Here is a 14,799-nt window from a genome sequence, read left to right as displayed (position 1 = left end):
TGGCATCACAGCGGCTGTGCCGCAATCATGCCCGGGTGACGAACGGACGGCGGGCTATCGGGCTCGACATCGGAGGAACGAAGGTCGCCGGAGCGATCGTGGGCGAGGATGGCACGGTCCACGCGGAACTGCGGCGCAACACCCCGGACACGTCCGACGCGGGCACGATGAACGTCCTCCTCCAGGGGATGGTCGAGGAGCTGCGCTCCGGCGAGGCGGGCGACGGCGTCTCCGCCATCGGCGTCGGCGCGGCCGGGACGGTCGAGTGGCCGGTCGGGCGGATCCGCTGGGCGCCGAACAACAACTACGAGAACTGGGACGTCCGCGGCGACCTGGAGCGGACGACCGGGCTGCCGACCGTCGTCGACAACGACGGGAACGTCGCCGGGCTCGCCGAGGCCCGCCTCGGCGAGCGCCGCTACGACGACATGCTGCTGCTCACCGTCGGCACCGGGGTGGGCGCCGGGATCGTGCTCGGCGGCCGGATCTACCGGGGCGCGCACGGCCTGGGCGCCGAGGTCGGGCACATGAACGTCAATCCGGACGGCCCGCAGTGCGGCTGCGGCAACTTCGGCTGCCTGGAGTCGGTCGCGTCCGGCACCGCACTGACCCGGATGGGCCGCACCGCCGCCGCGCACGACCCGGACGGGATGCTCGCCGGCCTCGCCGCCGAGGACGGCGGCGAGGTCACCGGCCGGCACGTGACCACCGCGGCCACCGCGGGCGACCCGACCGCACAGTCGCTGTTCCAGCGGCTCGGCCGGGCGCTGGGCACCGGGATCGCCGGCCTCAACGCGATCTTCGAGTTCGAGGTGGTGCTGATCGGCGGCGGCCTGGTCGACGCGGGCGAGCTGCTTCTCGGCCCGGCCCGGCGCGCCGCGCGCGAGTTCCACTACGGCCCGCCGCAGGTCCGGCCGATCCCGCAGGTGCTGCCCGCCACCTACAAGGGCGACGCCGGGAAGATCGGCGCCGGGCTGCTCGCGCTGGAGGAGACCGCCGGCCCGGAGCAGGCAGGTCTACCCTCGATCGGGTGACCCTCCTGCTCGGGCCGGTTCTGCGGCACGTCGACGAGACCTCCGCCCTGGTCTGGGTGCAGACCGACCGGCCGTGCACGGTCGAGGTGCTGGGGTGCACCGCGCGCACCTTCGAGGTCGCGGGCCTGCACTACGCCGTCGTCGTCGTGACCGGTCTGGAGCCGGACACCCGGTACCCGTACGAGGTGCACCTGGACGGGACCGTCGTGTGGCCGCAGCCGCACTCTCCGTTCCCGGCGAGCGTGATCCCGACCCGCGGGCCGTCCACCGAGCGGCGGCAGCGGATCGTGTTCGGCTCCTGCCGCTACGTCAAGCTGTCCGACCCGAGGACCGCCCGCAGCTATGGGCTGGACGCGCTCGACGTCTACGCCGCCCGGATGGCCGGGCTGCCGCCCCAGGAGTGGCCGAGCGTGCTGCTGATGCTGGGCGACCAGGTGTACGCCGACGAGCTGACCCCGCAGACCCGGCGCCGGATCGCCGGGCGCGGGGACCGCCGTCCCGAGTGGCCGGACGACGAGATCGTGTCCTTCGAGGAGTACTCCGGGCTCTACCGCGACACCTGGTCCGATCCGGAGGTGCGGTGGCTGCTGTCCACCGTCCCCACCGCGATGATCTTCGACGACCACGACGTCCGGGACGACTGGAACACCTCCGGCGTCTGGCGGGCCCGGATGGCGGAGCTGCCCTGGTGGCGCGAGCGGGTGCGGGCCGGTCTGGCGTCGTACTGGGTGCACCAGCACCTGGGCAACCTCACCCCGGGCGAGCTCGCCGCCGATCCGGACTGGCAGGCGGTGCAGGCGTCCGGCGGCGACGTGTGGCCGCTGCTCGCGGAGCGGGCCGACCGCTGGGACCGCGAGGTCGGCGACGGCGGGGACCGGCACAAGGACGAGCGGTTCTCCTTCTGCTGGGAGCTCGGCGGCACCCGGCTGATCGTGATCGACTCCCGGAACGGCCGGATCGTCGAGTCGCTGCCCCGCAAGATGGTCTCCGACGCCGAGTTCGGCTGGGTGCGCGAGCGCGTGCTGGCGCCGGGCCGGATCGACCACCTGGTGCTGGGGTCGTCCATCCCGTGGCTGCTGCCCCAGGTCATCTCCGACCTGCAGGCCGGCGTGGAGACGAGCGCGAACCGGCCCGGCCGGATCGGGCGGGCCGCCGAGTTCCTCCGCCAGGAGGCCGACCTGGAGCACTGGCCCGCGTTCGGGCACTCCTTCGCGCGGCTGGCCGATCTGGTCCGCGACGCCTGCCTGCCGCGCGCCGGGGACCCGCCGCCGGCGACCGTGTCGGTGCTGTCCGGCGACGTGCACCACTCCTACGCGGCCGTCGCCGACGTGCACGCCGACGCGCCGGGCGACCGGCCGGGGCGCGGCGTCGACGGCACCCGGGTGCACCAGCTGACCTGCTCACCGGTGCACAACGTGGTGCCCGGCTTCATGCGGGTGCTGTTCCGCGTCACCTGGTCGCGGCTGATCGCCCGGGCCAGCAACCGGTGGGCCCGCGACCACGACACCGACCGGGCCGGGGTCTCCTGGGAGCGCACGGCGGGCCCGCTGTTCGGGAACCTGATCGCCACCCTGACCCTGGACGGGCGGCGGGCTGCGGTCCGCTTCGAACGCCCGCGGTCGGCGTCCACACTGGACCTGGCCGCCGAGGTGGCGCTGACGCCGCAGGCGCCGCCGGAGCGCCCGCCCGCGGAGGTCGCGCTGGGCGCGCGCCGCTAGCCCCGGGCCGCCGCGCTCAGAAGTCCGTGCGGGACAGCCAGGTCGTCCAGACCGCCGGGTCGCCGAACACCTGCAGCCGGTCGTCGTCGGCAGGGATCCGGCGCAGCACCCCCTGGAGCAGATCGGCGGCGGTCCCGCGGACGGCGGCCGCGCCCTTGCCGTGCCCGTTCTCCCAGACCACCCGGCCGCCGGCGGTCCGGATCATCCACTCCCCCGCGGCGCCCAGCTCGTCGTCCACCGCGTGCAGGTGCAGCGTCACGCCGTCGGGCAGCGGCGGCTCGGCGGCCGGCGGGCGGGCGGTCAGCAGGTCCAGCCACTCAGCGACGCCGTCCGCCGCGACCTCCGGCGCGATCTCGAACGGCGCGCCGAGCGCGATCGCCGCGTCGGCCCGGTGCACGGTCGCCTCGTGCAGCCGGCGCCGGATCCACCAGGCGGCGGGCCTCGGCCCGGTGAAGGTCCACACCGGAGCGTCCCGGCCGGCGGCCGTCACCGCGTCGAGCAGCTCGGTGACGCCGTCGCGCAGCCACTGCGCCCCGGCCTCCGGGCCGTCCTCGGCGGGCTTGCCACCGGTGACGGCGCGCGGGTCGAGGATCTCGGTGGCCCCCGCGGCGATCATCTGCGCCGCCCAGCGGTGCCCGCGGCCGACGTGCCGCTCCAGCTGGAGCAGGCTCCATCCCGGGCAGGTCGGCACCGGGACGGTCAGGTCGGCCGTCTCCAGCAGGTCGGCGAGCCGGTCGTTCTCCGAGATCAGGAGCCCGGCATAGGGGTCGATGGTGCTGCCCTGGGATGTCCCCGGCATGAACTCGGGCCTCCACTCGAAGAACTGACGAGGTCGTACCGGCGAGTCGCGCATGACGATCTTGCCGGTCGGGTAGGTATAGATCATGCCTCCGCACCGCGACTGGACGCGACGGGGAGTCGGGCGCGCGCTGCTGTACTGGCCGCTGGTGGCCTTCCTGCTGGTGGCGGCCTTCCCTGCCGTCGCGGTGCCGCTCGTCATCGTATCCGGGTTCGCCCTGCTGTTCCTCGGCCTCGTCGGCGGTTTCGCCGCGAAGCGCCGGCGCGCAAGGCGACTCGCGAAGGCGCGGCGCGCGCTGGCCGAGCTGGCCGACCAGGTGACGCCCGGGACCGACGAGCCGGCCGATGCCGCGGCCGACGGCGCCGACCGGACCGGGGCCCGCCCGGATCCCTGCCCCGCGGCCTGGCCCACCGGCCGGCACGCCCGGCGCACCCGGCAGCCGCACACCCCGGCGCCCGCCCGTCCGGCCGCCGTCACCGAGGAGCCGGCCCGACGAAGCGCCGCCTGACCGACGCCACACCCCCTGGCCCCGCCACACACCTGTCCCAACGGGTGTGCGGCGGGGCCGTGGGGTGTGCGGCCGGCACGGGGGGTGATCGCAATGTGACCCGTGACCCGTGACCCGTTTCTTGTACGTCCAATACTAGGATGTCAAACTAAATGGGCCGGGGACGTCGTCCGCACACCCGGCGGGAGGAGCGGGTCATGGCCGACAGCCGCGGAGCGAGCACCGACACCGAGCTGCACGTCCCCACCCATCCCGTCCGGTTCGTCACCGCGGCGAGCCTGTTCGACGGCCACGACGCCGCGATCAACATCATGCGGCGGATCCTGCAGAAGCAGGGCGCCGAGGTGATCCACCTGGGGCACAACCGGTCCGTCGACGAGGTCGTCACCGCGGCGATCCAGGAGGACGTCCAGGGCATCGCCATCTCGTCCTACCAGGGCGGGCACGTGGAGTACTTCTCCTACCTGGTCGAGCTGCTGCGCGAGCGCGGCGCCGGCCACGTCCGGGTCTACGGCGGGGGCGGCGGTGTGATCGTCCCCGAGGAAATCGAGCTGCTGCACTCCCGCGGCGTCTCCCGGATCTTCTCCCCGGAGGACGGCCAGCGCCTCGGCCTCCCCGGGATGATCAACATCATGATCCGGGAGTGCGACACGGACCCGGGCGAGCAGCCGCCCGCGTCGTACGACGGGCTGTTCTCCGGGGAGACGGCGACGCTCGCCCGCGCGCTCACCCTCGCCGAGACCGGGCGGCTCCCGGCCGAGGTCCACCGGCGCATCGCCGCCCCCGAGCGGACGGTGCCGGTGCTCGGCATCACCGGCACCGGCGGATCCGGCAAGTCGTCGCTGACCGACGAGCTGGTCCGCCGCTTCCGCCTCGACCAGGAGGACAAGCTGCGGATCGCGGTCCTCGCGGTCGACCCGACCCGGCGCCGGGGCGGCGGCGCGCTGCTCGGCGACCGGATCCGGATGAACGCGCTCTCCGGTCGCGGGCCGGCCGGCGGCGGGGGCCAGGACAGCGTCTACTTCCGGTCGCTCGCCACCCGCGGCGGCGACGGCGGCTCGCTGCCCGAGCGGCTCGGCGACGCGATCGCGGTGCTGCGCAGCGCCGGGTTCGACCTGGTGATCGTCGAGACGCCGGGCATCGGCCAGGGCGACGCGGGCATCGTCGGGTTCGTCGACCACTCGCTCTACGTCATGACGCCCGAGTTCGGCGCCGCGTCCCAGCTCGAGAAGATCGACATGCTGGACTTCGCCGACGTCGTCGCGATCAACAAGTTCGAGCGCCGCGGCGCCGAGGACGCCCGGCGCGACGTCGGCCGCCAGCTCGTCCGCAACCGCGAGGAGTTCGGCGCGAGCTGGGAGGACATGCCGGTCTTCGGCACCTCGGCCGCCACCTTCAACGACGACGGCGTCACCGCCCTCTACCAGCACCTGCGCGATCTGCTCGCGGCCGGCGGGCTGCCCGTCGGGGAGGGCAGGCTGCCCCGGGTCGACACGAAGACCTCGTCGCACCACGCCGCGGTGATCCCGCCGGAGCGCAGCCGCTACCTGGCCGACATCGCCGACACGGTGCGCGGGTACCACGCCGACACCGAACGGCAGGCGCTCGCCGCGCGCACCCGCCAGCACCTGCGCACCGCCCGCGAGCTCGTCGGCGAGCAGGTCGCTCCTGCGCTGGAGAAGGCCGAGCGGGAGCTGCCCGCCGAGGGCGCCGCGCTGCTGGACGGCTGGCCGTCGGTGGTCGCGGACTACTCCGGCGACGAGTACGTCTACACCGTGCGGGACAAGGAGTTCCGCACCAGGCTGACCCGCGAGACACTGTCCGGCAACAAGGTCCGCCGGGTCTCACTGCCCCGCTACGACGACGACGCACAGCTGCTGCGCTTCCTGCGCCGGGAGAACCTGCCGGGCCGGTTCCCCTTCACCGCCGGGGTGTTCCCGTTCAAGCGGGAGGGCGAGGACCCGGCCCGGATGTTCGCCGGCGAGGGCGACCCGTTCCGCACCAACCGCCGGTTCAAGTACCTGTCGCAGGACTCCGAGGCCAAGCGGCTCTCGACCGCGTTCGACTCGGTGACCCTCTACGGCCACGACCCGGACACCCGCCCCGACATCTACGGCAAGGTCGGCACCTCGGGCGTCTCGATCGCCACGCTGGAGGACCTGAAGGCGCTCTACGACGGCTTCGACCTCTGCTCGCCGACGACCTCGGTCTCGATGACCATCAACGGCCCGGCGCCGACGATCCTGGCCTACTTCCTGAACACCGCGATCGACCAGCAGACCGACCGCTTCCGCGAGGAGCACGACCGCGAGCCGGACGCCGCCGAGCGCGAGCAGATCACCGCCTACGCGCTGGCGAACGTGCGCGGCACGGTGCAGGCCGACATCCTCAAGGAGGACCAGGGGCAGAACACCTGCATCTTCTCCACCGAGTTCTCGCTGCGGATGATGGCCGACATCCAGGAGTGGTTCATCGCACACCAGGTGCGCAACTTCTACTCGGTCTCGATCTCCGGCTACCACATCGCCGAGGCCGGGGCGAACCCCATCTCGCAGCTCGCGTTCACCCTCGCCAACGGCTTCACCTTCGTCGAGAGCTACCTGGCCCGCGGGATGAGCATCGACGACTTCGCGCCGAACCTGTCGTTCTTCTTCTCCAACGGGATGGACGCCGAGTACACCGTGATCGGCCGGGTCGCCCGCCGGATCTGGGCGGTCGCGATGAAGGAGCGCTACGGCGCGAACGAGCGCTCGCAGAAGCTGAAGTACCACGTCCAGACCTCCGGCCGCTCGCTGCACGCGCAGGAGATGAACTTCAACGACATCCGGACCACGCTGCAGGCGCTGTGCGCGCTCTACGACAACGCGAACTCGCTGCACACCAACGCCTACGACGAGGCGATCACCACGCCGAGCCAGGAGTCGGTGCGCCGCGCGATGGCCATCCAGATGATCATCACCAAGGAGTGGGGCCTGTCGATGAACGAGAACCCGCTGCAGGGTTCGTTCGTCGTCGACGAGCTGACCGACCTGGTGGAGGAGGCCGTGCTGCGCGAGTTCGAGTCGATCGCCGAGCGCGGCGGCGTGCTCGGCGCGATGGAGACCGGCTATCAGCGCGGCAAGATCCAGGACGAGTCGATGCTCTACGAGCACCGCAAGCACTCGGGCGAGCTGCCGATCGTCGGCGTGAACACCTTCCTCAAGCCCGACGGCGACGACGAGCCGCAGGAGATCGAGCTCGCCCGCGCCACCGAGGAGGAGAAGCGCTCGCAGCTGGAGCGCCTGGCCGACTTCCAGTCCCGGCACCGCACCGAGGCCGAGCAGGCGCTGCGCCGGCTGCAGGACGTGGCGACCGGCGACGGCAACGTCTTCGAGGAGCTGATGAAGGCCGCGCGGGTGTGCTCGCTGGGCCAGCTCACGACGGCGTTCTTCGAGGTCGGCGGGCAGTACCGGCGCAACATGTGACGGACCGGCCGGGCGGCGCGGCACCGGGTCCGGTGCCGCGCCGGTCCGCCGCGCCGGGGCGCCCCGGAGCCCCAGTCGTTTTGCTTGCTTCAAGATAACTACCATGGTGGGCGACCCCGACGAAGGGCACGCCGATCGTGACCGAGAGCGTCCGCGACACGCCGCACACCGCCGCCGAGCCGCTCCCCCGCCGGCACGCCGTGTTCGCCGTCGTCGCGCTGGCGCTGCTGATGGCCGCCCAGGACCAGACCGCCGTCGCCACCGCGCTGACCACGGTCAGCGCCGACCTGCGGACCGACCTGGCCTGGACCGGCTGGATCATCACCGGGTACGCGGTCGGCCAGATCCTGGCGCTGCCGCTGGGCGGGCGGCTCTCCGCCCGGTTCGGCGCCCGCCGGGTGTTCCTGCTGGCGATCGCCGCGTTCACCGTCCTGACCTGCCTGTGCGCGCTCAGCCCCGGGATCGGCCCGCTGATCGCCTGCCGGTTCCTGCAGGGCGTCGCGGGCGGGGTGATGCTCCCGGCCGCGAACGCGATCGTCGCCCACCACTACGGCCGCGACCGCGACCGCGCGCTCGCGCTGTTCACCAGCGTGCTCCCGATCGGCGCGATCCTCGGCCCGCTGCTCGGCGGCCTGGTCCTGACCATCTGGTCCTGGCACGCGATCTTCCTGATGAACGCCCCGCTCGGGATCGTCGTCGTGGTCGCCGGCGCGTTCCTGGTCCTCGACCCGCCGCGGTCCGCACCCGGGCGGCTCGACGTGCGCGGCATCGCCCTGCTGCTCGGCACGCTGGTCACCGGGATGGTCGCGATCACCGTGCTCGGCGCGGCCGGGCTCGAACCGGCCGGCATCGCGGTCGTGGTGCCCGCCGCGCTGCTCGCCGTCGCCGCCGGGTACCTGTTCGTCCGGCACGCCCGGCGGCGGACCGACGCGGTGGTGCCGTGGCGGCTGATCGCCGGTCGCGGGCTGGGCATCATGAACTCGACGAACCTGCTGCTGGGTGCCGCGATGATCGGTTTCGGCGCGCTGCTGCCGCTCTACGCCCAGACCCGGTACGGGATGGCGCCGCTGGCCGCCGGTGCGCTGCTGGCCGGGCGCGCGGCCGGCTCGGTCGTCTCGTCCGGCGTGTCGGTCGCGCTGCTGCGCCGCACCGGGCACCGGCCGCTGCTGCTCTGCGGGATGGGGATCGTGGTGACCGGGCTGCTTCTGGCCGCCGCACCGCCGGTGGGGACGACGCCGGAGATCTGGCTGCTCGTCGCGGCCACGCTGCTCGGGATCGGCACCGGGCTGACCGCTCCGGCTGCGAACAACGCCGGCATGCACCTGGTGCCCGGCGACGTCGCGGCCATGTCCGGGCTGCGGATCATGTTCCGGCAGGTGGGCGGCATCGCCGCGGTGTCGGCGACCACGGCGGCGGTCGCCGCGGCGAGCTCGCCCGGGATCGCGGGCGCGGTCGCGCTGGTCGTGCTCGCGGCGCTGCTCGCCGGGATCACGCTGGTCGCGGCCCGCCTGCCCAACCGGCGCGGCCGCTGGTGAGGGTGCCCGCCCGCCCCGACCCGGGCAGGCACCGGCGGATCAGCGGCGGGACCGGGACCTGCTGCCGCGGCGGCCGCGGTTCCAGCCGCCCAGGATGCCGATGGCCTCGACGAACGACTCGGCAGCCTTGGAGATCTTTCGACCGGCCTTCTTCATCGGGTGTCCTCCACGGGGGTTCGGTACTGCTCGGGGTGGTGCTCGGGAGCGGGGTCCACCGTCTCAGAGCGCCGGTCCGGACTTGGCGAGGGGGCATTGCTCCATCTCGGTGACACCGGCCGGACCGATTCGTTCCGGATCGGAAGCACCTCACCCGCCTGCCGCACCGGGCCCCGGCGTGTCCGCGCGACGACCGCCGTCCGGAGCAGCCGCTGCGGCCGCGCCGGGGCCGATCACCCTCGCCCGGGTGGCACCGCCGCCGTGTGTGACACGTGCCGTGCGGTGGTACTCCGGCCGGGTCACCCGGTGGAGTGACGCAGGAATCCGCCGGGCACGACGGGACGAGGGGGCTCAAGGTGACACCGGACGTACTGATGTGGGTCGTGATCGCGGCGGTCGTGCTGCTCGTGCTGGGCGCGGTGCTGGTGATCGGCGCACGGTTGCGGGGGCGGCGCCGCACCGCGGCACTGCGCAGGCACTTCGGCCCGGAGTACGACCACGTGGTCGAGGTCTCCGGCAGCCGCACCCAGGGCGAGGCCGAACTGCGGCGCAGGCTGTCCCGGCGCAACGAGCTCGACGTGCGCGAACTCGACGCCGACGAGCGGGAGCAGTTCGCGGCCCGGTTCCAGCAGGCCCAGAACTCCTTCGTGGAGACGCCGCGGACCGGCCTGCGCGACACCGACCTGCTGGTGCAGCAGGTGATGCGCAGCCGCGGGTTCCCGGTCGAGCACTTCTCCGAGCGCGAGGCGATGGTGTCGGTCGACCATCCCGATCTGGTCGCGCACTACCGGGCCGCGCACGCGGTCGCCGTCGCCGACACCCAGGAGGAGGCCGACACCGAGCAGCTGCGGCAGGCGATGGTCGACTACCGGTACCTGTTCGACGAGCTCATCGGGGCCGGGCACCCGGAGAGCACGCACCGCGATCTCCGGGCGTCGTGACCGGACCGGGCGAGCCGACCACCCGGTTCCCGGCCGTCGAGGGCGACCTGCTCGGCGGCCGCTACGAGCTGCGCGGGGTGCTCGGCGAGGGCGGCATGTCCCGGGTGCACCTCGGGCACGACCGTGAGCTGGACCGGCCGGTCGCGGTCAAGCTGCTGCACTCGACCGATCCCGACGACATCGCCCGGATCGGCGACGAGGCCCGCGCCGCCGCGGCGGTCGACCATCCGGGCGTGGTGACCGTGCACGACGTCGGTGGCACCGCCGACGGCGTCTACCTGGTCATGTCGCTGATCGAGGGCGAGACGCTCGGGCAGCGGATCGAGCGCGACGGCCCACTCGACCCGGCCGAGGTGGTGCGGATCGGCGTCGCGGTGTGCGACGCGCTCGGTGCCGCGCACCGGGCCGGGGTGGTGCACCGCGACGTGACGCCCGGCAACATCGTCCTCGGCCCGGACGACCGGGTGACCGTCACCGACTTCGGCATCGCGCGGCTCGGCGAGGGCGCCGGGCGCACCCGCACCGGGTACGTGATCGGCACCCCGCTGCACATGGCCCCCGAGCAGGGCCGCGCGACCGGCCGGGTGGACGGCCGCGCCGACCTCTACGCGCTGGCCTGCTGCCTGTTCACCGCGCTCACCGGACGCCCGCCGTTCACCGACCCGGACGCGTTCAGCGTGGTGCTGGCACACCTGCGCGACGCCCCGCCGCGCCCCTCCACGCTGCGCGCGGGGATCCCGCCCGCGCTGGAGGAGACACTGCTGTGGACCCTGGCCAAGGACCCGGACCGGCGCCCGCCCGACGCGGCCGCGCTGGCCGCCGCGCTGACCACCGGGACCGGGGCGACCGTCCCGGTCCCGCAGCCGCGCCGCGGGTCCGGCTCGACGGTGGCGCTGCCCGGCGACGGCGGGCCGGTCACATCGCACGCGCTGCACAGCACGCTCGACGACGTCGAGCACGACGACGTGGCCGCCGCCGACCGGCGGCGCCGGGTCGGCCTGGCGCTGATCGTGCTGGCCGCGCTGCTGGTCCTCGGGGTGCTCGCCGCGGCCCTGCCGCTCTGACCCCGCCGCTCCGACCCCGCCGCCCGGACCCCGCCGCCCGGGCCCGGCCACCCGGCTCGGTCCCGCCCGGGCGGCACGGTCACGGGGTGGGTGGGGCGCCGGGCAGCCGGGTGTCGAGGGCGATGCCGGCCCGCAGGACCGGGCCGAGCAGGGCGGACGCCCCGCGCCTGGGCAGCGCGGCGAGCCGCCCCGCCAGCCCGGGCAGGGCCCGGTGCGCGCCGGCCTCCAGCACGTGCGCGACGTTCAGCGCGGCCAGCCGGTGGGTGTCCAGCGCGCTGTGGCCGTGCGCCGCGAGCGGGACCAGCACGGCGTCGGGCAGCAGCTCGGCGACCCGCTCGGCCACCGGTGGTGGCGTGCGCAGGTCCCGGTCGCCGGACACCACCGCCACCGGCCAGGTGAAGCGGCCCAGCTCGACCGGGATGTCGTAGGGCGGGGTGCGCGACTCCGCGGCCGGGGCGAGCGCGAACAGCTGCTGCGGGTCGAGCGGGTGCCCGTCCGGCGGGGCGTCGAAGCCGAGCTCGCCCTGCCCGATCGGCCGGACCAGGTCGGGCTCGAACACCAGCGGCTGCCCGGTCGGCGACTCGACCTCGGCCCGGCCGAGCCCGGCGATCCGCGCCCAGCTGCGCCGGCCCCGGCCACGCAGCCGCGCCGCCAGCAGCCGCTCCAGCGGCGCGCTGCCCGCGAACTCGTACACGTGCTGGACCACGCCGGACAGCTCCAGCGGGTCCTCCCCCGCGGCGGCGAGCTCGCGGACCAGCGCCGCGCACCGGGCCGTCGCCGGATGGTGCCCGTCCCAGAACAGCGCGCGCAGGTGTGCCCGGACGTCGGCGACGTCGCCGGCGTCCAGGCCCGGCGAGTCGAGCACCATCGCCGCGATCCGGTCCGGGTGCCGGACCGCGAACACCTGGGCCAGGTAGCTGCCGTACGAGGTGCCGTAGACGATCGCCCGCGGCACGCCCGCCGCGTCCAGCACCGCGGCCAGGTCGTCGGCGGCGGAGGTGCTGGTGACGTCGTCGACGGTGAGGTCCGCGCCGGTCGAGTCGTGGCGGGACAGCCCGACACCGCGGTGCTCCACCATGATCACGTCGAGGCCGCGGCGGGCCGCCGCCCGGCGCAGGCCGCGGTAGGGCAGCACCGAGGCCAGGCCGGGCCCGCCGGGGACGGCGAGCACCGGCGTCCGCTCGCCGGGCCCGTCCCGCACCCAGGCCAGCGGCAGCTCGCGGCCGCCGGACAGCGGGCGCGGCACCCACCCACCGGACCGCTGCACCTCGGCGCGGCCGATCGCGGTCCACGCCGCAGCCGGGTCCCCCATCGTCGTCACCTCCCGGCCCGGTCCACGAACGGGGGACCCTGCGGGTTCCCCGCCCGGCCGTGACCCGGCGCGCCGATCCGGCGCAGCACCAGTGCCAGCGCGAGTGCGGCGAGCAGCAGGCCGCTGACGTAGCCGGCCAGCGCGGGCCAGCCGCCGTGGTCGAAGGCGATCCCGCCGATCGCGCCGCCGACGCTGGAGCCCGCGTAGTAGCCGACCAGGTAGAGCGACGACGCGTGCGCAGGCACCGCGCCGGGGAGCAGCCGGGAGCGGCGGCCGACCCAGCTGCTGGCCACCGAATGCGCGCCGAAGAAGCCGACCGTGATCATCAGCAGCCCGGCGAGAACGGAGCCGAGGACGTCCGGCAGGGTCACCCAGACCCCGGCCAGCGCGAGCAGGGTGGCCGACCACAGCACCGGACGGCGGCCGAACCGGTCGCCCAGCCGGCCGGCCCGGGTGGACGCCCAGCTGCCCGCCAGGTAGCCGAGGAACACCAGGCCGACCAGCGTGCCGGGCAGCGAGAACGGCGCGGCGAGCAGCCGGAACCCGAGGTAGTTGTAGACCGTCACGAAGGCGCCCATCAGCAGGAACGCCATCCCGAACAGGCACAGCAGGCCGGGATCGGTGAGATGGCGGCGCAGCGGGCCGCCGAGATCGCGCAGCCGGGTCCGCGGCGGGGCGGGCGCGGTCGGTGCGGGCAGCAGCAGCCGGAACGCGACGGTCGCCAGCACCGACAGCCCGCCGACGGCGGCGAGCCCGGCCCGCCAGCCGCCGAGCTCGGCCACCCAGGACGCGACCAGCCGCCCGGACAGCCCGCCGAGCGTGTTGCCGGCGATCAGCAGCCCGACCGCGCCGCCGAGGTGCCGCCCGGCGACCTCGTGGGTCAGGTGCGCCATGGACAGCGCGGGCAGCGCGGCGAGCGCGATCCCCTGCAGCGCCCGGACCGCGACGAGGGTCTCGAAGGTCGGTGCCAGCGGAGCCAGCAGCGCGAGCACGGCCGACGCCGCGAGCGCCCAGGTCATCACCCGGGCGCGGCCCCACGCCTCGGTGACGGCGGACAGCGGGAGCACGGCGAGCGCCAGCGCCCCGGTCGTCGCGGACAGCACCAGGCTGGCCGTGGACGATCCGACTCCGAACTCGGCGGACAGCGCGGGCAGCAGCCCCTGCACGCTGTAGACCAGCACGAACGTCGCCATCCCGGACAGCCACAGGGCGGCGCCGAGCCGCCGGTAGCCGGGCGAGCCGCGCTCGTGCGGCGGGGCGGCGAGCGCCGCGGGACGTTCGGTCGTTGTCATCGCACACGACCGTAGGCGCGACCGTTGCCATGCGTCCAATGCATGTGACGACCGATTAGAATGCAGATGTGCATGAATCTCTGGCGCCCGCGCTGCACCGCTTCGTCGCCGTCGCGCAGGACGGGCACCTCACCCGGGCCGCCGAGCGGATCGGCGTGCCGCAGCCGACGCTGTCCCGCTCGATCGCCCGACTGGAGGACGAGCTGGGCGTCGCGCTGTTCCGCCGCGTCGGCCGCGGCCTGCGGCTCACCCCGGCCGGCCGGACGCTGCAGACCCGGGCGGAGGCGGCGCTGGCCGAACTGGCGGCGGCCGCCGCCCAGCTGGCCGGCGACGCGGACCCGGTCACCGGGCTGGTCACCTTCGGCTTCCTCGGCACGCTCGGCCCCGAGGTGGTGCCCCGGATCCTGCGCGGCTTCCGCGACGCGCACCCGGCGATCCGGATCGATCTCGTCCAGACCCTGCACACCGCGCTGCTCGACCGGGTCCGCGACGGCACCGTCGACCTGGCCCTGACCTCGCCGATGCCGGACGAGCCGGGCCTGGTCGCGACCGCGCTGGCCGAGGAGGAGCTGCGGCTCGCGGTGCCGTCCGGGCACCGCCTGGCGAACGGGCCGGGCGCCGATCTCGCCGAGGTGGCGGGCGAGCCGTTCCTGCAGTTCGCCCGCGGCTACGGGCTGCACGGCATCGTCCGCGCCTGGTGCGGGCAGGCCGGGTTCCGGCCCCGGGTGGCGTTCGAGGGCGGCGAGACGGCGACCCTGCGCGGGCTGGTCGGGGCCGGGCTCGGGGTGGCGCTGCTGCCGCTCGGGCCGGACGTCCCCGGCGTCGTCCAGCTGCCGGTGCGCGCCCCCCGCACCGTCCGCACGCTCGGGATGGTGCACGCCGCGGGCGGCCGCCGGACCGCACCGGTCCGCGACCTGTGCGACTTCGTCGCCGAGCACGGTCCCCGACTGTTGCAGCACGTGCGCTAGAATGAACT

11 protein-coding genes are annotated in these 14,799 nt (G+C 74.8%); 8 read left to right on the top strand and 3 right to left on the bottom strand.

Features of this window, described 5'->3' with window-relative positions; translation table 11 throughout:
• The first annotated feature begins 35 nt into the window (after positions 1-35).
• The gene (locus tag ABZ881_RS08135; RefSeq protein ID WP_358482815.1) at positions 36-1,034 is read left to right on the top strand and encodes an ROK family protein; all 999 of its coding nucleotides are present in this window, start codon (positions 36-38) and stop codon (positions 1,032-1,034) included.
• Positions 1,031-2,752: an alkaline phosphatase D family protein gene (locus tag ABZ881_RS08130; RefSeq protein ID WP_358482813.1), complete on the top strand. Its 1,722-nt coding sequence runs from the start codon at positions 1,031-1,033 to the stop codon at positions 2,750-2,752. The genes ABZ881_RS08135 and ABZ881_RS08130 overlap by 4 nt, the downstream gene beginning before the upstream one ends.
• A 16-nt stretch (positions 2,753-2,768) precedes the next feature.
• Here ABZ881_RS08130 and ABZ881_RS08125 read toward each other — a convergent pair whose 3' ends face one another.
• Complete coding sequence (locus ABZ881_RS08125; protein ID WP_358482812.1) at positions 2,769-3,638, bottom strand: maleylpyruvate isomerase family mycothiol-dependent enzyme; 870 nt, start codon at positions 3,636-3,638, stop codon at positions 2,769-2,771.
• Here ABZ881_RS08125 and ABZ881_RS08120 point away from each other — a divergent pair.
• The 5 genes from ABZ881_RS08120 (at position 3,637) to ABZ881_RS08100 (ending at position 11,219) form a co-directional block, all read left to right on the top strand.
• Positions 3,637-4,059 carry a hypothetical protein gene (locus ABZ881_RS08120; protein WP_358482810.1) on the top strand — a complete coding sequence of 141 codons (423 nt, stop codon included), beginning with the start codon at positions 3,637-3,639 and terminating at the stop codon, positions 4,057-4,059. The genes ABZ881_RS08125 and ABZ881_RS08120 overlap by 2 nt on opposite strands.
• 197 nt (positions 4,060-4,256) lie before the next feature.
• Positions 4,257-7,523: a fused isobutyryl-CoA mutase/GTPase IcmF gene (gene icmF / locus ABZ881_RS08115; RefSeq protein ID WP_358482808.1), complete on the top strand. Its 3,267-nt coding sequence runs from the start codon at positions 4,257-4,259 to the stop codon at positions 7,521-7,523.
• A gap of 137 nt (positions 7,524-7,660) precedes the next feature.
• The gene (locus tag ABZ881_RS08110; protein ID WP_358482807.1) at positions 7,661-9,058 is read left to right on the top strand and encodes an MFS transporter; all 1,398 of its coding nucleotides are present in this window, start codon (positions 7,661-7,663) and stop codon (positions 9,056-9,058) included.
• Positions 9,059-9,570: 512 nt separating this feature from the next.
• Positions 9,571-10,155 carry a hypothetical protein gene (locus ABZ881_RS08105; protein WP_358482805.1) on the top strand — a complete coding sequence of 195 codons (585 nt, stop codon included), beginning with the start codon at positions 9,571-9,573 and terminating at the stop codon, positions 10,153-10,155.
• On the top strand, positions 10,152-11,219 hold the full coding sequence (locus ABZ881_RS08100) for a serine/threonine-protein kinase (RefSeq protein ID WP_358482803.1): 1,068 nt from the start codon (positions 10,152-10,154) through the stop codon (positions 11,217-11,219). The genes ABZ881_RS08105 and ABZ881_RS08100 overlap by 4 nt, the downstream gene beginning before the upstream one ends.
• 79 nt (positions 11,220-11,298) lie before the next feature.
• Here the strand turns inward: ABZ881_RS08100 and ABZ881_RS08095 are convergent, their stop codons facing one another.
• Positions 11,299-12,531 carry an alpha/beta fold hydrolase gene (locus ABZ881_RS08095; protein WP_358482801.1) on the bottom strand — a complete coding sequence of 411 codons (1,233 nt, stop codon included), beginning with the start codon at positions 12,529-12,531 and terminating at the stop codon, positions 11,299-11,301.
• 5 nt (positions 12,532-12,536) lie between these two features.
• A complete protein-coding gene (locus ABZ881_RS08090) occupies positions 12,537-13,823 on the bottom strand; it encodes an MFS transporter (protein ID WP_358482799.1) in 1,287 nt (428 codons plus the stop codon).
• A 68-nt stretch (positions 13,824-13,891) separates the two neighbouring features.
• Here ABZ881_RS08090 and ABZ881_RS08085 point away from each other — a divergent pair, with 68 nt between their 5' ends.
• Positions 13,892-14,791, top strand: a complete 900-nt coding sequence (locus ABZ881_RS08085; protein ID WP_358482797.1) for a LysR family transcriptional regulator — start codon at positions 13,892-13,894, stop codon at positions 14,789-14,791.
• Positions 14,792-14,799: the final 8 nt, after the last annotated feature.

Source organism: Pseudonocardia sp. NPDC046786 (assembly GCF_040645415.1).
Taxonomy (GTDB): domain Bacteria; phylum Actinomycetota; class Actinomycetes; order Mycobacteriales; family Pseudonocardiaceae; genus Pseudonocardia; species Pseudonocardia kongjuensis.
The sequence above is the reverse complement of the archived record's forward strand: the minus strand, read 5'-3'. Positions and strand labels throughout refer to the sequence as shown.

Bases quoted from the DNA above. Each gene is read 5' to 3' on its own strand.
- ABZ881_RS08120 (WP_358482810.1), top strand. From the start codon at position 3,637: ATGCCTCCGCACCGCGACTGGACGCGACGGGGAGTCGGGCGCGCGCTG.
- ABZ881_RS08125 (WP_358482812.1), bottom strand. From the start codon at position 3,638: ATGATCTATACCTACCCGACCGGCAAGATCGTCATGCGCGACTCGCCG.
- icmF (WP_358482808.1), top strand. From the start codon at position 4,257: ATGGCCGACAGCCGCGGAGCGAGCACCGACACCGAGCTGCACGTCCCC.
- ABZ881_RS08095 (WP_358482801.1), bottom strand. From the start codon at position 12,531: ATGGGGGACCCGGCTGCGGCGTGGACCGCGATCGGCCGCGCCGAGGTG.
- ABZ881_RS08090 (WP_358482799.1), bottom strand. From the start codon at position 13,823: ATGACAACGACCGAACGTCCCGCGGCGCTCGCCGCCCCGCCGCACGAG.